21 protein-coding genes are annotated in these 21,440 nt (G+C 64.4%); 3 read left to right on the top strand and 18 right to left on the bottom strand.

Annotation, left to right across the window (positions count from 1 at the left end; translation table 11 throughout):
• From P3W85_RS13210 to P3W85_RS13125, 18 genes are all read right to left on the bottom strand, one after another.
• On the bottom strand, positions 1–1,421 hold a 1,421-nt coding region (locus P3W85_RS13210; protein ID WP_276265108.1), incomplete at its 3' end, for a type IV pilus assembly protein FimV.
• Between the two features lie 385 nt (positions 1,422–1,806).
• Positions 1,807–2,943 carry an aspartate-semialdehyde dehydrogenase gene (gene asd / locus P3W85_RS13205; RefSeq protein WP_276265107.1) on the bottom strand — a complete coding sequence of 379 codons (1,137 nt, stop codon included), beginning with the start codon at positions 2,941–2,943 and terminating at the stop codon, positions 1,807–1,809.
• 327 nt (positions 2,944–3,270) lie between these two features.
• Positions 3,271–4,338, bottom strand: coding sequence for a 3-isopropylmalate dehydrogenase (gene leuB / locus P3W85_RS13200; RefSeq protein WP_017226338.1), 1,068 nt, complete (start codon positions 4,336–4,338; stop codon positions 3,271–3,273).
• A 49-nt stretch (positions 4,339–4,387) separates the two neighbouring features.
• Positions 4,388–5,038 carry a 3-isopropylmalate dehydratase small subunit gene (leuD, locus tag P3W85_RS13195; protein ID WP_276265106.1) on the bottom strand — a complete coding sequence of 217 codons (651 nt, stop codon included), beginning with the start codon at positions 5,036–5,038 and terminating at the stop codon, positions 4,388–4,390.
• A 10-nt stretch (positions 5,039–5,048) separates the two neighbouring features.
• Positions 5,049–5,180, bottom strand: a complete 132-nt coding sequence (locus tag P3W85_RS13190; RefSeq protein WP_276265105.1) for an entericidin A/B family lipoprotein — start codon at positions 5,178–5,180, stop codon at positions 5,049–5,051.
• Between the two features lie 16 nt (positions 5,181–5,196).
• Positions 5,197–6,606 carry a 3-isopropylmalate dehydratase large subunit gene (gene leuC, locus P3W85_RS13185; RefSeq protein WP_276265104.1) on the bottom strand — a complete coding sequence of 470 codons (1,410 nt, stop codon included), beginning with the start codon at positions 6,604–6,606 and terminating at the stop codon, positions 5,197–5,199.
• 382 nt (positions 6,607–6,988) lie between these two features.
• Entirely contained in the window at positions 6,989–7,690 is a 702-nt protein-coding gene (locus tag P3W85_RS13180) for an ABC transporter ATP-binding protein (RefSeq protein WP_017226342.1), read from the bottom strand.
• The gene (livG, locus tag P3W85_RS13175) at positions 7,690–8,469 is read right to left on the bottom strand and encodes a high-affinity branched-chain amino acid ABC transporter ATP-binding protein LivG (protein ID WP_017226343.1); all 780 of its coding nucleotides are present in this window, start codon (positions 8,467–8,469) and stop codon (positions 7,690–7,692) included. Before livG ends, P3W85_RS13180 begins: the two co-directional genes overlap by 1 nt.
• Positions 8,466–9,740 carry a high-affinity branched-chain amino acid ABC transporter permease LivM gene (locus P3W85_RS13170; RefSeq protein ID WP_017226344.1) on the bottom strand — a complete coding sequence of 425 codons (1,275 nt, stop codon included), beginning with the start codon at positions 9,738–9,740 and terminating at the stop codon, positions 8,466–8,468. The genes livG and P3W85_RS13170 overlap by 4 nt, the downstream gene beginning before the upstream one ends.
• Positions 9,741–9,747: 7 nt before the next feature.
• On the bottom strand, positions 9,748–10,674 hold the full coding sequence (gene livH, locus P3W85_RS13165; RefSeq protein ID WP_017226345.1) for a high-affinity branched-chain amino acid ABC transporter permease LivH: 927 nt from the start codon (positions 10,672–10,674) through the stop codon (positions 9,748–9,750).
• A gap of 194 nt (positions 10,675–10,868) precedes the next feature.
• Positions 10,869–11,984, bottom strand: a complete 1,116-nt coding sequence (locus P3W85_RS13160; protein WP_017226346.1) for a branched-chain amino acid ABC transporter substrate-binding protein — start codon at positions 11,982–11,984, stop codon at positions 10,869–10,871.
• A gap of 572 nt (positions 11,985–12,556) precedes the next feature.
• Positions 12,557–13,858, bottom strand: coding sequence for a citrate synthase (gene gltA, locus P3W85_RS13155; RefSeq protein WP_276265103.1), 1,302 nt, complete (start codon positions 13,856–13,858; stop codon positions 12,557–12,559).
• Positions 13,859–13,899: 41 nt separating this feature from the next.
• Positions 13,900–14,187, bottom strand: coding sequence for a succinate dehydrogenase assembly factor 2 (locus P3W85_RS13150; RefSeq protein WP_017224306.1), 288 nt, complete (start codon positions 14,185–14,187; stop codon positions 13,900–13,902).
• Between the two features lie 80 nt (positions 14,188–14,267).
• Positions 14,268–14,969 carry a succinate dehydrogenase iron-sulfur subunit gene (locus P3W85_RS13145; RefSeq protein WP_017224305.1) on the bottom strand — a complete coding sequence of 234 codons (702 nt, stop codon included), beginning with the start codon at positions 14,967–14,969 and terminating at the stop codon, positions 14,268–14,270.
• A gap of 34 nt (positions 14,970–15,003) precedes the next feature.
• A complete protein-coding gene (gene sdhA, locus P3W85_RS13140) occupies positions 15,004–16,782 on the bottom strand; it encodes a succinate dehydrogenase flavoprotein subunit (RefSeq protein WP_035805797.1) in 1,779 nt (592 codons plus the stop codon).
• 3 nt (positions 16,783–16,785) lie between these two features.
• A complete protein-coding gene (gene sdhD, locus P3W85_RS13135) occupies positions 16,786–17,151 on the bottom strand; it encodes a succinate dehydrogenase, hydrophobic membrane anchor protein (protein WP_017224303.1) in 366 nt (121 codons plus the stop codon).
• An 11-nt stretch (positions 17,152–17,162) separates the two neighbouring features.
• Positions 17,163–17,570, bottom strand: a complete 408-nt coding sequence (gene sdhC / locus P3W85_RS13130) for a succinate dehydrogenase, cytochrome b556 subunit (RefSeq protein ID WP_017224302.1) — start codon at positions 17,568–17,570, stop codon at positions 17,163–17,165.
• 270 nt (positions 17,571–17,840) lie between these two features.
• Positions 17,841–18,662, bottom strand: coding sequence for a GntR family transcriptional regulator (locus P3W85_RS13125; protein WP_017224301.1), 822 nt, complete (start codon positions 18,660–18,662; stop codon positions 17,841–17,843).
• 339 nt (positions 18,663–19,001) lie between these two features.
• On the opposite strand from P3W85_RS13125, the gene P3W85_RS13120 reads away from it, so the two are divergent.
• The 3 genes from P3W85_RS13120 to P3W85_RS13110 form a co-directional block, all read left to right on the top strand.
• A complete protein-coding gene (locus P3W85_RS13120; RefSeq protein ID WP_035805794.1) occupies positions 19,002–19,985 on the top strand; it encodes a malate dehydrogenase in 984 nt (327 codons plus the stop codon).
• Between the two features lie 120 nt (positions 19,986–20,105).
• Positions 20,106–21,086, top strand: coding sequence for an HpcH/HpaI aldolase/citrate lyase family protein (locus P3W85_RS13115; RefSeq protein ID WP_035805791.1), 981 nt, complete (start codon positions 20,106–20,108; stop codon positions 21,084–21,086).
• A 102-nt stretch (positions 21,087–21,188) separates the two neighbouring features.
• Positions 21,189–21,440, top strand: a 252-nt coding sequence (locus tag P3W85_RS13110) for a citrate/2-methylcitrate synthase (protein ID WP_276265102.1), incomplete at its 3' end; no start/stop codon positions are given.

Here is a 21,440-nt window from a genome sequence, read left to right as displayed (position 1 = left end):
GGGGCCGAAGCTACATTGGCAGCAGCAGCAGCAGTGGCGGCGGCACTCGCACCGGAGCCAGCCGCACCGGTCGTGGCAGCCGGTGCCACCGCATCGGCCTTGACCGGCTCGGCCGGCACCACCGCCGGCGCCGCGGCGGGTGCTGCAGCGTCCTTGCCCGTGCCCTTCTGGGCCTGGGTCAGCTTGGCGATCTCGGCGTTCTTCAGCTCGACCAGCCGCTGCATGTCGTTAAGGTTCTTCTCAAGCTGGGCGAGGCGTGCCTCGGCCTCCTTGAGTTGCCGATCCTTGGCAATGTTGCTCTCCGCCTGGGCCGCGGCCGCCGCCTGGCTGCCACGCTCGGGCTTGCTGAGCTTGAGTTCGTCGCGCGGGCCGGCGGCCGGCGCGGCCTGCTCCTGCACGCGCGCGGTGACATTGCCCGATTGCTCCCGACCGCTGCCGGCCTCGACCGAACGCGCGGCGGCTGCCGTAGCCAGGCGGCTGCGGTACGCATCAAAGCCCTGCGTGCGCGCCACCACCTCGCGGCGCGCGGCGCGCGGTGTGACGGACTGCGCTTCCTGCTGGCTGGGCACCTTGAGGACGGCACCGGCCTTGAGGCGGTTCATATTGCCGCCGACAAACGCGTTGGGGTTATTGCGGTAGAGCGCCAGGAGCATCTGGTCGAGCGACACCGACTCCTGTCCCTGCGAGGCCTCGCCGGCAATGGCGGAAAGGTTGTCGCCGTGCTGCACGGTGTAAGTGCCGCCAGGCGCGGCGGCGCCATCGGCCGCCGGGGAGGCGGCGCGGCGCGCATGCGGAGCGGGAACAGGGGCTTTTGCCTGCGGCCTGGCGGCCGGACGCGGCTCCGCAGGGGCCGGGACCACGCCCACTACGGGCGCGGCGCTTGGCGCGGGCGCAGCGGGCGCCGGACTGATGGCACCGGATTCGTCTGGCGTTCCGGCCTGCACCACGGTGGTGGGCGAAAACGTCTGGTTGGACGGCTTGGCGCCGGCGGGATCCAGCAGGAAGGTATAGGCACGCGACACCTTGCCGCTGGCCCACGTCATGTCGACAAGGATATCGACGAAAGGCTCGCTGATCGGCTGGTTGGAGCGGACCCGCGCCACGTAGCTGCCATTGGCGCGGCGCTCGACCTGCAGGCGCAGGCTGCTGACCGCCGGCAGATAGGTCAGGCCGGCCTTGGCGTACGCATCGGGCGGTGCCAGCTTGACGGAAAGCCCGTCCGCTTCCTCCGCGCTGACGCCACTGATATCGATTTCCGCCTGCAGCGGCTGACCCAGATTCGACTGTACCCGCAATTGCCCGAACCCCGCGGCATACGCGGCCGGCTGCGCGAGCAGCAAGCCGAGTGCCGTGAAGGCCAGCGTTGACCAGCGCTGACGGGCGGTAGGCGCATCTTTCCGGCGATGTTGGCTCACACTCACCTTGTGCTCCGTTGTGTTGTGTTCCAGTGCCCCGGTTCCGGAATTCGTTGAAGCCGTGAACTTGCGAAGCAGGGCACTGAATAGTGAAATTAACTTAACATCAATGGTTTAGCGCAGCAAGTTAGCGTCCTGACTGAGCCCTGCGCCAACTCGTACGGGCGTGCGGAAACCGCCCCGCAGCCCGGCATATGCCGGATGTATTGTGACGCAACGCCAGGGGAAATAGGCAGCCGGGAACGACAACGCCGCGCACAGGCGCGGCGTTGTCGTCAAAGCCCGGGGTTTCTGTTGCCTTGCCGCAACGAATCCCCGAGGCAGCCGGAGCAGTGCCACGAGACATGCCCTAAGACATGTGCTTGAGGCCCCCCCACGGCCAGTTCCCGACTCAGGCTTCGATCAGGATGCGCAGCATGCGGCGCAGCGGCTCGGCGGCACCCCACAGCAGCTGGTCGCCGACGGTGAAGGCCGACAGGTATTCCCCGCCCATCTGCATCTTGCGCAGGCGCCCCACCGGAATGGTCAGGGTGCCGGTCACGGCGGCCGGCGTGAGGTCGGTCATGCTGGCCTCGCGCGTGTTCGGCACCACCTTGGCCCACTGGTTGTTGTCCGCCAGCATGCCTTCGATCTCGTCGAGCGGCACGTCGCGGCGCAGCTTGATGGTCAGCGCCTGGGAATGGCAGCGCATGGCGCCGATGCGCACGCACAAGCCGTCCACGGCGATCGGCGCGGCGCCGGTGGCACCCAGGAAGCCTTCGCCGCGGCCCAGGATCTTGTTGGTCTCGGCGCCGGCCTTCCATTCTTCGCGCGACACGCCGTTGCCCAGGTCCTTGTCGATCCAGGGAATCAGGTTGCCGGCGAGCGGCACGCCAAACTGCTTGGTTTCGTCGGCCGACAGGCCGTGCTGGGTCGCCAGGATGGTGCGGTCGATTTCCAGGATGGCCGATGCCGGGTTGTCCAGCAGCGACTTGACCGAGGCGTTGAGCGTGCCGAACTGGGTCAGCAGCTCGCGCATGTGCTGCGCGCCGCCGCCGGAAGCGGCCTGGTAGGTCATGGAGGTCATCCAGTCGACCAGGTCGTGCTGGAACAGGCCGCCCAGGCCCATCATCATGCAGCTGACGGTGCAGTTGCCGCCGATGAAGTTCTTCACGCCCTTGGACAGCGCGTCCTTGATGACGCCGAGGTTGACCGGATCCAGCACGATGATGGCATCGTCCTTCATGCGCAGCGAGGATGCCGCGTCGATCCAGTAGCCCTTCCAGCCAGCCGCGCGCAGCTTGGGGAAAATCTCGTTGGTGTAATCGCCGCCCTGGGCCGTGAGGACCACGTCGCACTTCTTCAGCGCTTCGATGTCGTTCGCGTCCTGGAGTCTGGTTTCATTCTTGGCCATGGCCGGGGCCTGGCCACCAGCGTTGGACGTGCTGAAGAATACGGGCTCGATATGGTCGAAATCGCGCTCTTCCTGCATGCGTTGCATCAGGACGCTACCGACCATTCCTCGCCAGCCGACGAGACCTACAATCATGACTAACCTCGGATGTGATTTGAACTTCCCCGCGCTTTCTTCGCCCGACGTGACTGCGCGGGGAAGACGAGCAGGCACGACGAACGATCTAGCCGATCGCTTTGGTAGTAATGGTTTTAATCGTCGTTGCGGTAAGCGGGTGGCCGTGCGAACCCAGGCCAACCGGGCTGCGGGTAGCAACCGGGGCGGCGATGGCAGTCGAGGGGGACTGGAAGATTCGGACCATTCGCAAAGTCTACACGATTTTGTGGCGCTGCCACACGGGGGAAATCGGGGACAAATAAAAGAAAAGGCGCCGCATGCGGCGCCTTTTCAACTTGATACCGCTTACAGCGCGGCCAGGACGGCCTCGCCCATCTCGCGCGTACCGACCTGCTTGCAACCCGGCGTCAGGATGTCGCCGGTGCGATAGCCCTGGGCCAGTACCTTCTTGACGGCGTTCTCGATGCGGTCGGCCTGTTCGGCACGGTTCAGCGAGAAACGCAGCATCATCGCCGCCGACAGGATGGTGGCCAGCGGATTGGCCACGCCCTTGCCGGCGATGTCGGGCGCGGAACCGTGCGACGGCTCGTACAGGCCCTTGTTATTGGCATCCAGCGAGGCCGACGGCAGCATGCCGATCGAACCGGTCAGCATGGCAGCCTCGTCCGACAGGATGTCGCCGAACATATTGCCGGTAACGATCACGTCGAAGCTCTTGGGTGCCTTGACGAGCTGCATGGCCGCGTTGTCCACGTACATGTGCGACAGCTCGACGTCCGGATATTCCTTGTGCACGTCGATCACGACGTCCTTCCAGAACTGGAAGGTCTCGAGCACGTTGGCCTTGTCCACGCTGCACAGTTTCTTGCCGCGCTTGGCGGCGGCCTGGAAGGCCACGTGCGCGATGCGGCGGATTTCCGGCTCGCTGTAGCGCATGGTGTCGAAGCCTTCGCGCGCGCCCTGGAAGGGGCCGTCCGGCGCCTCGCGCATGCCGCGCGGCTGGCCGAAGTAGATGTCGCCGTTCAGTTCGCGCACGATCAGGATGTCCAGGCCGGCCACCAGCTCGGGCTTCAGGCTGGAGGCGCCGGTCAGCTCGGGATAGCAGATCGCCGGACGAAAGTTGGCGAACAGCTGCAGGTGCTTGCGCAGGCCGAGGATGGCCTGCTCGGGACGCAGCGGGCGGTCCAGCTTGTCGTACTTCCAGTCGCCGACCGCGCCGAACAGGATGGCGTCGGCTTCCTTGGCCAGCTTGAGCGTGGCGTCGGGCAGCGGATGGCCGCTGGCCTCATAGCCGGCGCCGCCGACCGGCGCGGTTTCCAGCTCGAACTTCTCGTCGAGCGCGTTCAGGACCTTGACGGCCTCCGCGACGATCTCGGGACCGATGCCGTCACCCGGCAGGACTGCGATTTTCATGCTCTGTCTTCCTTTTATGTCTAGGCCTTCCAGCCGACTTCAGCCAGTCTCAGCCAACCACGCGATTGTTCAGCCACGGCATCCTCGCCACGCGCTCCGCCTCGTAAGCCTTGATCTTGTCGGCATGGCGCAGGCTCAAACCGATATCGTCGAAGCCGTTGAGCATGCAGTACTTGCGGAACGGCGCGATATCGAACGGGTAGCTTTCGCCGCCCGGCGTGATCACCAACTGCTGGTCGAGGTCGATCGTCAGCTTGTAGCCGTCAAACGCATTGGTTTCGTTGAAGATATGGTCGACCTGCAACTCGGTCAGCACCACCGGCAGCAGACCGTTCTTGTAGCAGTTGTTGAAGAAGATATCGGCGAAGCTCGGTGCGATCACGGCACGGAAGCCGTACTGCGTCAGCGCCCAGGGCGCATGCTCACGCGAACTGCCGCAGCCGAAGTTGCGGCGGGCCAGCAGGATCGAGCCGCCCTGGTAGCGCGGCTGGTTCAGCACGAAATCCGGGTTGAGCGGGCGCTTGCTGTTGTCCTGGCCGGGCTCGCCCACGTCCTTGTAGCGCCACTCGTCGAACAGGTTCGGGCCGAAGCCCGTGCGCTTGATCGACTTGAGGAATTGCTTGGGGATGATGGCGTCGGTGTCGACGTTCTCGCGGTCCAGGGGCACCGTGAGCCCGCTGTGTACAGTGAACTTGTCCATGGTCGGTTCCTTACTTCCGTGCCGCGCTTTGGAGCGAGCGGCCTGCGGCCTGAGTGTCCTTGCCAAGACCGGCCATCGTATTGCAGCCGGTCAGCTGCGGCATGCCAAGGCATGCCAGCATGACGATCAGGGCTTGTTTCATGATGAGCCTGCGCGCTTTAGCCGAGCTGGCGGATATCGACGAAGTGGCCTTCGATGGCGGCCGCGGCAGCCATCGCCGGGCTCACCAGGTGCGTCCTGCCACCCGCGCCCTGGCGCCCCTCGAAATTGCGGTTCGAGGTCGAGGCGCAGCGCTCGCCCGGATCCAGGCGGTCGGCATTCATGGCCAGGCACATCGAGCAGCCCGGTTCGCGCCATTCGAAGCCGGCGGCCTTGAAGACCTTGTCCAGCCCCTCGCGCTCGGCCTGTTCCTTGACCAGGCCCGAACCCGGCACCACCATCGCCAGCTTCACGTTGCCAGCCACGCGCCGTCCCAGCTTCTGCACGACCCACGCGGCAGCGCGCATGTCTTCGATGCGGGAGTTGGTGCACGAACCGATGAAGACCTTGTCGATCTTGATGCTGTCCACCGGCACATTGGGCTGCAGGCCCATGTACTCCAGCGCGCGCTCCATGGCGTTGCGCTTGTTCGGGTCTTTTTCCTTCTCGGGATCCGGCACGCGGTCCTCGATGCTGACCACCATCTCGGGCGAGGTGCCCCAGGTCACTTGCGGACGGACCTCTTCCGCGCGCAGCTCGACCACCTGGTCGAAGTGCGCACCGGCGTCCGAATGCAGCGTGCGCCAGTAGGCCACCGCGTGCTCCCACTCCACGCCCTGCGGCGAGAACGGGCGGCCCTTGACGTATTCGAGCGTGACGTCGTCCACCGCCACCAGGCCCGCGCGTGCGCCGGCTTCGATGGCCATATTGCACACCGTCATGCGCCCTTCCATGGTCAGGTCGCGAATCGCCGAGCCGGCGAATTCGATGGTGTAGCCGGTGCCGCCAGCGGTGCCGATCTTGCCGATCACGGCCAGCACGATGTCCTTGGCGGTGCAGCCGCGCGGCAGCTTGCCTTCCACGCGCACCAGCATGTTCTTGGCCTTCTTGCCCAGCAGCGTCTGCGTGGCCAGCACGTGCTCCACCTCGGAGGTGCCGATGCCGTGCGCCAGCGCGCCGAACGCGCCGTGCGTGCTGGTATGCGAATCGCCGCACACCACCGTCATGCCCGGCAGCGTGGCGCCCTGTTCCGGCCCGATCACGTGCACGATGCCCTGGCGCAGGTCATTCATCTTGAACTGGGTGATGCCATAGGCGTCGCAGTTGGTATCCAGCGTGTCCACCTGCAGCTTCGACACCGGATCGGCGATACCCTGGCTGCGGTCGGTGGTCGGCACGTTGTGGTCCGACACCGCCAGGTTGGCGCTGATGCGCCATACCGGGCGCTGCGCCAGCTTCAGCCCTTCGAACGCCTGCGGGCTGGTGACTTCGTGCAGCAGGTGGCGGTCGATGTACAGCATCGTGGTGCCGTCATCCTCGACGTGCACGGTGTGGTCATCCCAAAGTTTGTCGTAAAGCGTCTTGGCCATGATGCAGGGGGGCGGGCCGGGACCGTCAGGAACAGCACGGTTGGCGGCGTCGCGCGGTAGTTTGCGGGGATTTTTCGCAGGAATGCGGGCAATGAACTGCGGCTTGCTGCGATGCTTGACTTCGCAATCGATTATGCCACAGCGATAGCGCGCGCTTACCCCCTGCCCTGGCCATCCGGCGGCGCAGATGTAATGTGATTGGCGAAAGGGGGATTTCGCCGATGGCGAAAAGGGAGGTGTCCCGGGCGCAACTTGCACCGCCCGGTTTGCGCCCTCTCCCCATGAGGGGAGAGGGCGTGACAGCCGTCGTCATGGCTGATGGTTTTTGGCGCACCCTGTCAGCGTCGGCCAGCGCTTCAGGCCGGCGCTTCGGGGCCTCCGCTCAACCGCCCAGGTAGGCGCTCTTGATGCGGTCGTTCGCCAGCAGATTGGCACCGGTGTCCGCCAGCACTACGCGCCCCGTTTCCAGCACATAGCCACGGTCGGCCACGCCGAGCGCCTTGTTGGCGTTCTGCTCGACCAGGAACACCGTGACACCTTCGTCGCGAATGGTCCGGATGATGTCGAAGATCTGCGCGATCACCAGCGGCGCCAGGCCGAGCGTGGGCTCGTCCAGCAGCAGCAGCCGGGGCCGGCTCATCAGCGCGCGGCCGATGGCCAGCATCTGCTGCTCGCCGCCGGACATGGTGCCGGCGCGCTGGGCGGAGCGCTGCTTCAGCCGCGGAAAGAGCTTGTAGACGTGCTCGATGCCCGCCTCGATCTCGTCGCGCTTGCCGAAGAAGCCGCCCATCTTGAGGTTTTCCAGCACGGTCAGGCTGGGAAACACGCGCCGCCCTTCCGGCGAGATCGCCATGCCGAGACGCATGATCTCGTGGGTGGGACGCCGCGTGATGTCCTGCCCTTCGAACATCACGCGGCCGCTAGAGGCGCGCGGCGAGCCGCACACGGTCATCATCAGCGTGGTCTTGCCGGCGCCGTTGCTGCCGATCAGCGTGACGATCTCGCCCTTCTTGACTTCGATCGATACGCCAGACAGCGCTTCGATGGCGCCGTAGTGAGTATGGACCTGTTCCAGCTTCAGCATTAGTCCTCTCCCAGGTAAGCCTTGATCACGCGCGGATCGTTGCGCACTTCCGCCGGTTTGCCGATCACGATCGGGCGGCCGTGCTCCATCACCAGGATGCGGTCGGACACGCCCATCACCAGGCTCATGTCGTGCTCGATCAGCAGCACCGATATCTTGAACTCGCGCCGCAGCTGGTCGATCAGTTGCGACAGCTCGACCTTCTCCTGCGGATTGAGGCCGGCAGCCGGCTCGTCCAGCATCAGCAGGCGGGGGTTGGTGATCATGCAGCGCGCAATCTCGAGCCGGCGCTGGTGGCCGTACGACAGCGTGCCCGCCTCGCGGTTGGCGACGCCGCGCAGACCCATGCGCTCCAGCCACACGGCCGCGCGTTCGAGCGCCTCGCGCTCGGCGCGGCGATAGGCCGGCGTGGCAAACAGCCCGCGCAACAGGCCGGAGCGCACCTGCAGGTGTTGCGCCACCAGCAGGTTTTCCACCACCGTCAGCTGCTTGAACAGCCGGATGTTCTGGAAGGTGCGCACCAGGCCGCGGCGCGCCACCTGGTGGCTGGGCAGGCGGGCGATCGATTGCCCGTCCAGCGCGACCTCGCCGGCGGTCGGCTTGTAGAAGCCGCCCACGCAGTTGAACACCGTGGTCTTGCCCGCGCCGTTGGGCCCGATGATGGCGAAGACTTCGTCGCGGCGCACATCGAAATCGATGCCGTCGACCGCCAGCAGGCCGCCGAAGCGCATCTGCAGGCCGGAGACTTTCAGCAGTTCCGCTTGTTGAACTTGGCTCATTGCGGCAACTCCACATGGGGGCGGCTCGCGGGCAGCAGGCCCTGCGGACGCCACATCATCATCAGCACCATCACCAGGCCGAAGATCAGCATGCGGTATTCGGCGAAACCGCGCGCCACCTCGGGCAGCACGGTCAGCAGGATGGCCGCCAGGATCACGCCCAGCTGCGAGCCCATGCCGCCCAGCACCACCACGGCCAGGATCAGCGCGGACTCGATAAAGGTGAACGATTCGGGATTGACCAGGCCCTGGCGCGCGGCGAAGAAGGCGCCGCCCAGGCCGGCGAAGGCCGCGCCCAGCGTGAACGCCGACAGCTTGATGCGGGTCGGGTTCAGGCCCAGCGAACGGCAGGCGATTTCATCCTCGCGCAAGGCTTCCCACGCCCGCCCCATCGGCATGCGGATCAGCCGGCTGGTGACGAACAGCGTGAAGGCCACCAGCAGCAGCGCCAGCAGATAGAGGAAGATCACCATGTGCTCGCCGCTGTAATCCCAGCCCAGCAGTTCGTGGAAGGTCTTGGCGCCCTCCACGCTGGCGCTGCGCGCCATCTCGATGCCGAACACGGTCGGCTTCGGGATGCCCGACACGCCGTCCGGGCCGCCGGTCAGGCTGGTCAGGTTGTTGAGCAGCAGGCGGATGATCTCGCCGAAGCCCAGCGTGACGATGGCGAGATAGTCGCCGCGCAGCCGCAGCACCGGGAAGCCCAGCAGGAAGCCGAAGGTCGCCGACATGCAGGCCGCGATCGGCAGGCACTCCCAGAAGCTCAGGCCGAAGTACTGGTTGAGCAGCGCGTAGGTATAGCCGCCCACCGCGTAGAAGCCGACATAGCCCAGGTCGAGCAGACCGGCGTAGCCCACCACGATGTTCAGGCCGAGCCCGAGGATCACGTAGATCAGCGCCAGCGTGGCCACGTCCACCGCGCCGCGCGAGCCGAAGAACGGGAACACCAGGCCGACCGCCAGCAGCAGCCAGATCACCTTGCGCTGCTGGACGTTGCCCAGCGCGGGCACGCTCGGCAGCCTGACGCCGGCGCTGGCGCGCAGGAACAGCGGCTTGAACAACTGGAACAGGAAGACCGCACCCACCGCCAGCCAGACCGGCTGCCAGTGCGGCTCGAGCACCACCTTGTAGCCGTCCAGCTTGAGTTGCAGGCCAAGCACGGGAATCGTGAGGATGGCCGTCATCACGGCCGCGGTCACGGCGTTCTTGAGCGTGTCGGAGACCGGGGTGGCTTGCGCCACATTGACTTGCGTGGAAATAGCTTGCGTCATGGCGTCCTCATACCTTTTCAACGTCGGGCTTGCCCAGCAGGCCGGTCGGGCGGAACAGCAGGATCAGCACCAGCAGGCCGAATGCCACCACATCCTTGTACTCGGCCGGCATATAGCCCGAGGCGAAGGTCTCGGCCAGGCCCAACAGCACGCCGCCCAGCATGGCGCCGGGAATGCTGCCGATGCCGCCCAGCACGGCCGCGGTAAAGGCCTTGATGCCGGCCACGAAACCGATATAAGGGTTGAGCTTGCCGATGGTCAGGCCGATCAGCACGCCGCCTACCGCCGCCAACATCGCACCCTGCACGAAGGTGAAGGAGATCACGCGGTTGGTGTCGATGCCGAGCAGGTTGGCCATGCGCATGTCTTCGGCGCAGGCGCGGCAGGCGCGGCCCATGCGCGAGTGGCCGATGAACAGCGTCAGCGCGATCATCAGCGCCAGCGTCACGCCCACGATCAGCAGGCGCGAATACGGCACGGTCACGGTGAAATCGCCGCCCATCTGGAACTCGATGGCGCCGGAGATCAGCACCGGCACGGACACGTCGCGCGCGCCCTGCCCGATCTGCACGTAGTTCTGCAGGAAGATCGACATACCGATGGCGGAGATCAACGGCACCAGCCGCGGACCGCCGCGCAAGGGGCGGTAGGCCACCCGCTCGACGGCGAAGCCGTACAGGCCGGTGACCATCACGGACACCAGCAAGGCGCCGCCCAGCACCAGCGGCAGCGGATAACCCGCCTGCGCGCCGATCGCGGTGAGCGTCACCAGGCCCACGTAGGCACCGATCATATAGATCTCGCCGTGGGCAAAATTGATCATGCCGATGATGCCGTAGACCATGGTGTAGCCAATGGCGATCAGTGCATAGATCGCACCCAGCGTCAGGCCATTGACCAGTTGCTGGGTGAACTGTGGAAGGAACTCGTTCATGCGGGAAGCCCCATAACTGAGAAGCGGGAGGCGCGCGACATGCCGCTCGTGCCGGCAGGCAGCGCGCGCTCCGCACGCCGGCATTGCCTCGGCCGGCACACGGCGATCAAGCCATTGCCGCCGGGCAGCCCGGACCCCGATACCAAAACGCCCCGCTCAAACCGTGAGCGGGGCGTGCAAAGCCGGTGTGCGGCTTAGTTGGCAGCGGTCTTGGTGGCGTCCTTGTGCCAGGTGAACACAACGAAGCGGAACGACTTCAGGTCGCCCTGCGCGTCGTACTCGACCTTGCCGATCGGGGTCTGGAAGGCGTTCTTGTGCATGTACGCTGCAACCTTGGCCGGATCGGTGCTCTTGGCGCCGGCGATGGCGTCGCCGATGATCTGCACAGCGGCGTAGGCCGGCATCTGGAACGGGCCGTTGGCGTCACGCTTCTTGTCGGAGAAAGCCTTGACCAGGCCGGCGTTGGCCGGATCGGCCGAGAAGTCGGCCGGCAGCGTCACCAGCATGCCTTCGGAAGACGCACCGGCGATGGCCGTCACGTCCTTGTTGCCCACGCCTTCGGGACCCATGAAGGTCGCCTTGACGCCCTGCTCGCGCGCCTGGCGCAGCAGCAGGCCCATTTCGGGGTGATAGCCGCCAAAGTAGACGAAGTCCACGCCTTGCGACTTGAGCTTGGTGATGACCGCGGAGTAGTCCGAATCGCCGGCGTTGATGCCCTCGAACACGGCCACGGGAATCTTGGCCGCTTCCAGATCCTTCTTCACCGAGGAGGCGATGCCCTGGCCGTACGACTGCTTGTCGTGCAGGATCGCGACCTTCTTCGGCTTGACCTTGGAAATGATGAAGTGGGCGGCAGCCGGGCCTTGCTGGTCATCGCGGCCGATGGTGCGGAAGATGAACTTGCGCTTCTTGTTCTCGGTCAGCTGCGGCGCGGTGGCCGACGGCGTCACCATGACGATGCCTTCGTTCTCGTAGATGTCGGAGGCGGGAATGGTCGAGCCCGAGCACACGTGGCCGATCACGTAGTGGATCTTCTGGCTGACGATCTTGTTGGCCACCCCCACGGCCTGCTTGGGCTCGCAGGCGTCGTCCATCAGCACCGCTTCGAACTTGTTGCCGCCCGCACCGCCGGCTGCATTGATCTGCTCGATGGCAGTCAGCGCACCGGCCTTGACCATGTCGCCGTATTGGGCGACCGAGCCGCTCATGGGGCCGGCAATGGCAATCTTGATGGTTTCTGCGTTGGCAGCGGCGCCGAAAGCGACCAGGGCCGTGGCCAGGGAGATGGACGTAAGACGGGACAGCGTCATCAGGAGCTCCTCGATTATGTATGGGTCATGGGCTGAGGCGGCATGACCTGCGCAATCGAACAACACCCGCGAGCTACAACCGAAAGACGCCCGAGACGCGGAAGACGGGCCTGCAGAAAAAAGCGTGTGCGGGGCCCGGCATGTGCCAGCCCTCCCGATACTGGAGAGGACCTTGGTTCGGAAAGACAACGTTGATGCGTTCTCTATTGCGCAGGTGATTCGCCTGCCCCGCTCGCCTCAACGCAGTCCGGAAGGGTGGCCCGGCTGCTGTCGGCAAAGCAGCCCGCATTATAGGGTCAATTCCCTCGTTGGATGGCAAATTTGCACAACAAATGAGGACGGGTTAGGGTAAATACGGCACAAATCGTCGAAAATTGATGTATTCGCCACCTATTTCGCAATTTCTCTTTTGCAACGCACAAGCGCCGTTTCCCTTGAATGACAAACGCCCCGGCGTAGCCGGGGCGTTTGGTATTGCTGCGCTGCTTACAGGGCATCGGCAGGGGTTGCGCTCCCCTGCCTGGTCAGCCACACCCTCCTTCAGTATGGTCTCCCCGCCCTGCGCGAAAAGCTCAGCGCTTGCCGATTTCCGGCACGTCGCGGCTTGCCGCGCCGTTGAACAGCTGGCGCGGACGGCCGATCTTGTATTCCGGATCGGTGATCATCTCTTCCCACTGCGAGATCCAGCCCGGGGTGCGGGCCAGCGCGAAGATGCAGGTGAACAGCGAGGTCGGGATGCCCAGCGCGCGCTGCACGATGCCCGAGTAGAAGTCCACGTTCGGGTACAGCTTGCGGCTGACGAAGTATTCGTCTTCCAGCGCGATCTTTTCCAGTTCCATGGCGAGCTTGAACAGCGGGTCGTTGTGCAGGCCCAGTTCGTTCAGCACTTCATAGCAGGTCTCGCGCATCAGCTTGGCGCGCGGGTCGTAGTTCTTGTACACGCGGTGGCCAAAGCCCATCAGGCGCACGCCCGAGTTCTTGTCCTTGACCTGCTTGATGAACTCGGTGATGTTGTCGACGCTGCCGATCTCTTCCAGCATCTTGAGGGCGGCCTCGTTGGCGCCACCGTGGGCCGGGCCCCACAGGCAGGCCACGCCGGCGGCGATGGCGGCGAACGGGTTGGTGCCCGAGGAGCCCGCCAGGCGCACCGTGGAGGTCGAGGCGTTCTGCTCGTGATCGGCGTGCAGGATGAAGATGCGGTCGAGCGCGCGCTCGAGCACCGGGTTCACCTGGTACGGGGCGCACGGCGTGGCGAACATCATGCGCATGAAGTTGCCCGAGTAGGACAGGTCGTTCTGCGGATAGATGTACGGCTGGCCGATGTTGTACTTGTATGCCATCGCGACCAGGGTCGGCATCTTGGCGATCAGGCGGATCGCGGAGATTTCGCGCTGGTGCGGATCGTCGATGTCCATGGCGTCGTGGTAGAACGCGCTCATGGCGCCCACCAGGCCCGTCAGCACCGCCATCGGGTGCGCGTCGCGGCGGAAGCCCCGCAGGAAGAACTGCAGCTGCTCGTGCACCATGGTGTGGTTCATCACGGCGCCAACGAACTCTTCCTTCTGCTTGGCGTTGGGCAGTTCGCCCTTGAGCAGCAGGTAGCAGGTTTCCAGGTGGTCGCACTTGGTCGCCAGCTGCTCGATCGGGTAGCCGCGGTACAGCAGCTCGCCCTTGTCCCCGTCGATATAGGTGATCTTCGAATTGCACGAAGCCGTCGACATGAAACCGGGATCATAGGTGAACTTGCCGGTTTGACCGTACAGCTTGCGAATATCGATCACATCGGGGCCGACCGTGCCCTTGTAAATCGGCAGCTCGACGCTGGGGGAACCATCGGAAAACGATAGCGTGGCTTTCACATCGGACGGCGTCATGTCGGTTCCTTCTAATGCTTGACTAATAATGTTGACGAAACTCAGACCGAACGCAGCATGGCGATAACGTGCTGCATCGGGGGCGTGTCGAGCTCACCGTCCAGCTCCTTGCGGGCAAGCAGCAGGTCCATCAACTCGTTGTCGCTCAGCTCGAAGAGCTCGGAGAGCGCGGCCACGTCCTGGTCGGACAGGCTTTCTTCGTAACGGTTGAAAAAACGTTCGACGATGATGTCGTTCTCCAGGAGGCCGCGCCGCGCGCGCCAGCGCAGTCGCGCACGCCGGTGCGGGTCGGCCTGGTGGGAGAAACTGGGGGAAACACTTTCGGTCATAGGTACCTGCTTCCGGCGCGCCGGTCGGGTATGCAGTTTGATAGCCCGGACTGACGCGCCGCTTACAACCACCGCGCGGATCAGACCGAGCGGCGAACCATCAGCTCCTTGATCTTGCCGATGGCCTTGGTCGGGTTCAGCCCCTTCGGGCAAACGTCGACGCAGTTCATGATGCTGTGGCAACGGAACAGGCGATACGGGTCGTTCAGGTCGTCCAGACGCTCGTTGGTCGCCTGGTCGCGGCTGTCCGCGATAAAGCGATAGGCTTGCAGCAGGCCGGCCGGGCCGACGAACTTGTCCGGGTTCCACCAGAACGACGGGCACGACGTCGAGCAGCTTGCGCACAGGATGCACTCATACAGGCCGTCCAGCTCGTCGCGTTCCTCGGGCGATTGCAGACGCTCTTTCTCGGGCGGCGGCTCGTCGTTGATGAGGTAAGGCTTGATCGAGTTGTACTGCTTGAAGAACTGCGTCATGTCGACGATCAGGTCGCGCACCACCGGCAGGCCGGGCAGCGGACGCAGTACGATGCGGTCCGGCAGCTCGCGCATATTGGTCAGGCAGGCCAGACCATTCTTGCCGTTGATGTTCATCGCGTCCGAACCGCACACGCCTTCTCGGCAGGAACGGCGGAACGAGATGGTTTCGTCCAGCTTCTTCAGCTTGACCAGCGCGTCCAGCAACATGCGCTCATGACCGTCGAGCTCGACCTCGTAAGTCTGCATGCGAGGCGCAGCATCCTTGTCCGGATCGTAGCGGTAGACTTCGAAAATACGCTTCATTTCTGTGGGTCCTGTGGGTCGTCTACGGCGGTGCTTAGAAGGTCCGGGCCTTGGGCGGAACGCTCTCCACCGTCAGCGGGTTCATCTTCACCGGCTTGTAATCGAGGCGGTTGCCTTCGCTGTAGAACAGGGTGTGCTTGAGCCAGCTCTCGTCGTCACGGTTCGGGAAGTCGCTGTGCGCGTGCGCGCCGCGGGACTCCTTGCGGGCAGCCGCCGAGATCATGGTGGCCTTCGCCACTTCCACCAGGTTGGCCACTTCCAGGGCTTCCACCAGTGCGGTGTTGAAGACCTTGGACTTGTCCTTCAGGTGAATGTTGTTGGCACGCTCGGTCACTTCGAGGATGCGCTCGACGCCTTCGTCCATCAGCTTCTGCGTACGGAACACGCCCGCATGCGACTGCATGTTCTTGCGGATGTCGTTGGCCACGTCCTGGGTGTATTCACCCGAGGTCGACGACTGCAGCTTGGCCAGGCGCGACATGGCGCGGTCGGCGGCATCGGCCGGCAGCGGCTTGTGTTCCTTCTGCTTGATCGCGGTCGCCGCGATGTGGTTGCCGGCAGCGCGGCCGAACACCACCAGGTCCAGCAACGAGTTGGTACCCAGGCGGTTGGCGCCGTGCACCGACACGCAGGAGCATTCGCCGATCGCGTAGAAACCGTTGATGACCTCGTTGGGGTTGCCGTTCTTCGGCGCCACCACCTGGCCGTTGATGTTCGTCGGGATACCGCCCATCTGGTAATGGATGGTCGGCACCACCGGGATCGGTTCCTTGATCGCGTCGACGTTGGCGAACTTGACGCCGATCTCGCGGATCGACGGCAGGCGCTTCATGATGGTGTCGGCACCGACGTGCGTCAGGTCCAGCAGCACGTAGTCGCCGTTCGGGCCACAACCGCGCCCTTCCTTGATTTCCTGGTCCATCGAGCGCGAGACGAAGTCGCGCGGCGCCAGATCCTTCAGCGTCGGCGCATAGCGCTCCATGAAGCGTTCGCCGTCCTTGTTGCGCAGGATACCGCCTTCGCCGCGCACGCCTTCGGTGATCAGCACGCCCGCGCCGGCCACGCCGGTCGGGTGGAACTGCCAGAACTCCATGTCTTCGAGCGGCACGCCGGCGCGCGCTGCCATGCCCAGGCCGTCACCGGTGTTGATGAAGGCATTGGTCGAAGCGGCGTAGATACGGCCGGCGCCACCGGTGGCGAACAGCGTGGTCTTGGCCTCGAGGATATAGACTTCGCCGGTTTCCATCTCCAGCGCGGTCACGCCCAGCACGTCGCCATCGGCGTCGCGGATCAGGTCCAGCGCCATCCACTCGACGAAGAAATGCGTCTTTGCACGCACATTACGCTGATACAGCGTGTGCAGCAGCGCGTGGCCGGTACGGTCGGCCGCGGCGCAGGCGCGCTGGACCGGCTTCTCGCCGTAGTTGGAGGTATGGCCGCCAAACGGACGCTGGTAGATGGTGCCGTCGGGGTTACGGTCGAACGGCATGCCGAAGTGTTCGAGCTCGTAGACGACCTTCGGAGCTTCACGGCACATGAATTCGATTGCGTCCTGGTCGCCCAGCCAATCGGAACCCTTGATGGTGTCGTAGAAGTGATAGTGCCAGTTGTCCTCGCTCATATTGCCCAGCGAGGCACCGATACCGCCCTGCGCCGCCACGGTGTGCGAGCGGGTCGGGAAAACCTTGGAGAGCACGGCGACGTTCAGGCCGGCTTCTGCGAGCTGGAGGGATGCGCGCATCCCAGCGCCGCCCGCCCCGACGATGACCACGTCAAAGCGACGACGCGGCAATCCAGTCTTGACTGCGACCATTTATTACACCCTCCAGAGAATCTGAGCTGCGTAGCCCGCACAACCGACGAGCCACAGAATGGTAAGAACTTGCAGCACGAGGCGCACGGCCATCGCGCTGATGTAGTCCATCCAGATGTCGCGCACACCGATCCAGGCGTGGAACAGCAGCGACAGGATGGTGAGGAACGTGATGATCTTCATCCATTGATTGGCGAAGAGACCTGCCCACGCTTCGTAGGAAGCGCCGTTCGAGAGCAGGAAGGCGACTGCCAGCACGACGGTGAAAACCACCATGATGACAGCGGTGACGCGTTGCGCGAGCCAGTCTTTCAGACCGTAGTGCGCACCGACGACAAGACGCTTGGGACCGATATTATTATTTGCCACCTTGACTCTCCTCAAAACAGGCCGAACAGCTTCAGGCCGAAAATCGCGGTGAGCAACAGGCTGATGATCAGCACGGCGACAGCGGACTTGGCCGATGCCGGCTTGGTCACACCGACGTGCACGTCGAGCAGCAGGAAACGGATGCCGGCGCAGAAGTGATGCAGGTAACCCCAGATCAGGGCCAGCAGAACCAGCTTGACGAAGCCACCGGACAAAAGCGCCGAGAACTTTGCGAAACTCAGTTCCGAGGTGACGCTCTGCTCGAAGAGATACAGGACGAAAGGAAGGAGGAGGAACATCAGGGCACCGCTTGCGCGATGCAGGATGGACACCTTGCCGGCCCAGGGCAACCTGTAACGCACCAGCTGCGTGACATGGATGTTCCGGAACTCCGGCCTGGCTTGTTTGGCTTCAGCCATGCGAGACCCCATTTTGCGGTAAACAAAAAACGAAACTACTGACTTCTGAATGGCCCTGGATGCAAATGAATGCAACTGGAGCAAATCCACACAATTTTAGCGCTTTTGTTGCGCGCCGCACCAATAATTTTCAGCTATCGCGCATCAGCATGGCGTGCCCGACAATCGCACGCAACCATATCACGGCGTCATATTTCCCTGCTTCGCGCAACAACGGGGCCCGGCCATCGCAGCGCCAGCAATAATCGAGACGGATCCTGGCGCGAGAACTCAACTCAAATCGTTCTGATAATAGTGCCGGGTGGTTACGTACAGGCCACGCCGGACTTCGACGGGCCGGTCGCCGTAGGTGAACGAGACGCGCTCCACGGATAGCAGCGGCGCGCCCGCTTCCACGTTCAGCAATGCCGCGGCGGCGCTATCTGCAGCCACCGCGCGGATTTTCTCGCTCGCCCGGATCATGCGCGTGCCGAACTCGGCCTCGAACAGCGCATACATCGGGCCCTTCCATTCGGTCAGCTTCTCGGCCGTCAGGCCTTTGAAATTCGTGCCCAGCAGCCAGATCTCGTCCAGCACGGTGGCTTCGCCGGAGAAAAACAGCACGCGGCGGATCTGCACCACGCTGTCGCCGGTGCGGATGTCGAGCAGGCGCGCGATTTCGGCCGGCGCGCGCAGGCGCTTGCATTCGAGCACCTGGCTTGCGCCATAATGCGGTTCGCCCTCATCCGGCACCAGGCGCAGGAAACGGAACTTCACGCCGTCCTCATGGTGGGTGGTGACGAAGGTACCCTTGCCCTGGCGGCGCGCCACCAGGTTCTCGGCGGCGAGTTCGTCGATGGCCTTGCGCACGGTGCCCTGGCTGACCTTGTAGCGGGCCGCCAGGTCCATCTCGCTGGGGATCATCTCACCCGGCTTCCATTCGCCGGACTGCAGGCTCTGCGTGATAAGCGCCTTGATCTGCTGGTAGAGGGGGCTGAAGGTGGGCGAGGCCGCCGCCGTGGACGGCTGCGTCCCGGCGCCGGACGCAGCGGCGCCATTATCCTGCACTGCAGCAACGGCAGTGCCGGCGAGGGACGTGGGCAGGGATGACATAGCCGGATTTCACCACAAAACCGCGCGGGGCGTCCAGCGCGGCATTAAATGTCTTATGTCTTATATAAGACATATGAATTGACAATACAAGAGGGTCGGCCTACACTCCCTCAGGTTTGACGCCGGCACCCGCTCTGGATGCAGCACCCCTCTTCGCAGTAGACTTACGCTTTGTCGCACCCATGATCCGTAGTGGCTTCCTCCAGTCGGTAACGCTTGCAGCGCGCCGGCGGATTGCCGCGTGCCGCCGTGGCGACAAACCCGCACCCGGTGACGTCCGGACCACCCTCCGACGCGCCACCGACCAGTTTCCCCCTCTTATCGTTTGGAGAATTACTCATGGCTAAAGCCCCAATGCGCGTCGCAGTCACCGGCGCCGCTGGCCAGATCGGCTATTCCCTGCTGTTCCGCATCGCCAACGGCGACATGCTCGGCAAAGACCAGCCGGTCATCCTCCAACTGCTCGACCTCCCGCAAGCCCAGGCCGCTGTCAAGGGCGTGGTGATGGAACTGGAAGATTGCGCGTTCCCGCTGCTGGCCGGCGTCGTGATCACCGACGATCCCAAGGTTGCATTCAAGGATGCAGACGTGGCGCTGCTGGTCGGTGCGCGTCCGCGTAGCAAGGGCATGGAGCGCAAGGACCTGCTCGAAGCCAACGCCCAGATCTTCACGGTGCAGGGCAAGGCGCTGGACGAAGTCGCCAGCCGCAACGTCAAGGTGCTGGTGGTCGGCAACCCGGCCAACACCAACGCCTACATCGCGATGAAGTCGGCACCGAACCTGCCGAAGGAAAACTTCACTGCCATGTTGCGCCTGGATCACAATCGTGCCCTGTCGCAAATCGCCGCCAAGACCGGCAAGCCGGTCTCGTCGATCGAGAAGATGTTCGTCTGGGGCAATCACAGCCCGACCATGTACGCCGACTACCGCTACGCGACCGTCGACGGCCAGAGCGTCAAGGACCTGATCAACGACCACGCCTGGAACAACGACGTGTTCCTGCCGACCGTCGGCAAGCGCGGCGCCGCCATCATCGAGGCCCGTGGCCTGTCGTCGGCTGCTTCGGCCGCCAACGCCGCCATCGACCACGTGCATGACTGGGTGCTGGGCTCGAACGGCAAGTGGGTGACCATGGGCATCCCGTCGGACGGTTCCTACGGCATCCCCGAAGACACCATGTTCGGCTTCGCCGTGACCACCGCCAACGGCAAGTACGAAATGGTCAAGGGCCTCGAAATCGACGCCTACAGCCAGGAAAAGATCAACATCACGCTCAAGGAACTGGAAGAAGAGCGTGCCGGCGTGCAGCACCTGCTCGGCTGACCCAGGCAACGCCAATGACTAAACCGGGGCCTCGCAACGATTCACGAATCGGCGCGGGCTCCGGTTTTTTTCATTCCGGCGCCGCCGTCCTCCCCTCCCACCGCTATCCGATCGAATAAAGTGCATCCATCCGAGGTCTTGTTCCAGGGCGAAGCCATCCCGGCCCAACTGCCGGTCTGCGACCACTATGCCGGCAGTGAAAAGCTGATGCTGAAATCGCTTGCCCTGCAGCAAGAGCTTGGGCCCGTCTTCGACATCACCTTCGACTGCGAAGACGGCGCCGCCGTCGGCCTGGAGCGCGAACACGCCGAATTGTGCGCCCGCCTCGTCAACGGTCCGCAGAACCGCTTTAACCGCGTAGGCGTTCGCATCCACGACCCGGCCCACCCGGGCTGGCGCCAGGACATCGACATCCTGGTCGGCAGCGCGGGTGCGCGCCTTGCCTACGTGGTGGTGCCCAAGGTGACCGACGTGGTCGAGGTCGCGCGCGTGACGGACCACGTCAACCAGGTGGCGCGCGCAGCCGGAATCGCGCGCCACATCCCCATCCATGTGCTGATAGAGACACACGCCGCAGTGGAGCAGGTGTTCGACATTGCCAGGCTGGTGCAGGTGGAATGCCTGAGCTTCGGCCTGATGGACTTCGTCTCGGCCCACCATGGCGCCATCCCCGGCGACGCCATGCGCTCGCCCGAGCAATTCGAGCACCCGCTGATCCGGCGTGCCATGCTCGAGATCTCGGCCGCCTGCCACCGGCACGGCAAGGTGCCCTCGCACAACGTCAGCACCAATATCGAGCAGCCCGCGTGCGCCGGCAGCGACGCCCTGCGCGCGCGCGCCGAATTCGGCTACCTGCGCAAATGGAGCATCCACCCAAGCCAGATCGAGCCGATCGTCAGCGCCTTCCGCCCGAGCGGCTCGGAGATCGGCGCGGCCAGCGAGATCCTGCTGGCCGCCTATGAGAACAGCTGGGCGCCGATCCGCCACCAGGGCCAGTTGCACGACCGCGCCAGCTACCGCTATTACTGGTCGCTGCTGCAGCGCGCGCACGCCACCGGCGCCGACCTGCCGGGCAATGTGCTGGACCACTTCTTTGCATGAACGTTGCCAGCGCCGCCCTGGCGCGCGCCAGGGCGGCGACCGCCGTGTAACACAGCGCCGAACCCGGGCCGAGCGCGGGTGAGAGGCCAGACAGGAGACGCGATGTCAGAGCAGCCGTCAGCACAGCAGCCAGTCCGGCAGACCGCCCCGAAGCCGAAGAAATCCGTCGCCCTGTCGGGCGTGACCGCCGGCAATACCGCCCTGTGCACGGTCGGCCGTACCGGCAACGACCTGCACTACCGCGGCTACGACATCCTCGACATCGCCGAGACCTGCGAGTTTGAAGAGATCGCCCACCTGCTGGTGCACGGCAAGCTCCCCACCCGCGCCGAACTGGCCGCCTACAAGGCCAGG

Source organism: Cupriavidus basilensis (assembly GCF_029335485.1).
GTDB lineage: Bacteria > Pseudomonadota > Gammaproteobacteria > Burkholderiales > Burkholderiaceae > Cupriavidus > Cupriavidus basilensis_E.
This window is presented reverse-complemented; position numbering and strand designations above follow the sequence as displayed.

Coding starts and splice junctions, on each gene's coding strand:
- livH (WP_017226345.1), bottom strand. CDS start 10,674: ATGAACGAGTTCCTTCCACAGTTCACCCAGCAACTGGTCAATGGCCTG.
- P3W85_RS13145 (WP_017224305.1), bottom strand. CDS start 14,969: ATGAAGCGTATTTTCGAAGTCTACCGCTACGATCCGGACAAGGATGCT.
- leuB (WP_017226338.1), bottom strand. CDS start 4,338: ATGAAAATCGCAGTCCTGCCGGGTGACGGCATCGGTCCCGAGATCGTC.
- P3W85_RS13120 (WP_035805794.1), top strand. CDS start 19,002: ATGGCTAAAGCCCCAATGCGCGTCGCAGTCACCGGCGCCGCTGGCCAG.
- asd (WP_276265107.1), bottom strand. CDS start 2,943: ATGATTGTAGGTCTCGTCGGCTGGCGAGGAATGGTCGGTAGCGTCCTG.
- P3W85_RS13190 (WP_276265105.1), bottom strand. CDS start 5,180: ATGAAACAAGCCCTGATCGTCATGCTGGCATGCCTTGGCATGCCGCAG.
- leuC (WP_276265104.1), bottom strand. CDS start 6,606: ATGGCCAAGACGCTTTACGACAAACTTTGGGATGACCACACCGTGCAC.
- sdhC (WP_017224302.1), bottom strand. CDS start 17,570: ATGGCTGAAGCCAAACAAGCCAGGCCGGAGTTCCGGAACATCCATGTC.
- livG (WP_017226343.1), bottom strand. CDS start 8,469: ATGAGCCAAGTTCAACAAGCGGAACTGCTGAAAGTCTCCGGCCTGCAG.
- P3W85_RS13180 (WP_017226342.1), bottom strand. CDS start 7,690: ATGCTGAAGCTGGAACAGGTCCATACTCACTACGGCGCCATCGAAGCG.
- P3W85_RS13150 (WP_017224306.1), bottom strand. CDS start 14,187: ATGACCGAAAGTGTTTCCCCCAGTTTCTCCCACCAGGCCGACCCGCAC.
- leuD (WP_276265106.1), bottom strand. CDS start 5,038: ATGGACAAGTTCACTGTACACAGCGGGCTCACGGTGCCCCTGGACCGC.
- gltA (WP_276265103.1), bottom strand. CDS start 13,858: ATGACGCCGTCCGATGTGAAAGCCACGCTATCGTTTTCCGATGGTTCC.
- P3W85_RS13160 (WP_017226346.1), bottom strand. CDS start 11,984: ATGACGCTGTCCCGTCTTACGTCCATCTCCCTGGCCACGGCCCTGGTC.
- sdhA (WP_035805797.1), bottom strand. CDS start 16,782: ATGGTCGCAGTCAAGACTGGATTGCCGCGTCGTCGCTTTGACGTGGTC.
- P3W85_RS13170 (WP_017226344.1), bottom strand. CDS start 9,740: ATGACGCAAGCTATTTCCACGCAAGTCAATGTGGCGCAAGCCACCCCG.
- P3W85_RS13125 (WP_017224301.1), bottom strand. CDS start 18,662: ATGTCATCCCTGCCCACGTCCCTCGCCGGCACTGCCGTTGCTGCAGTG.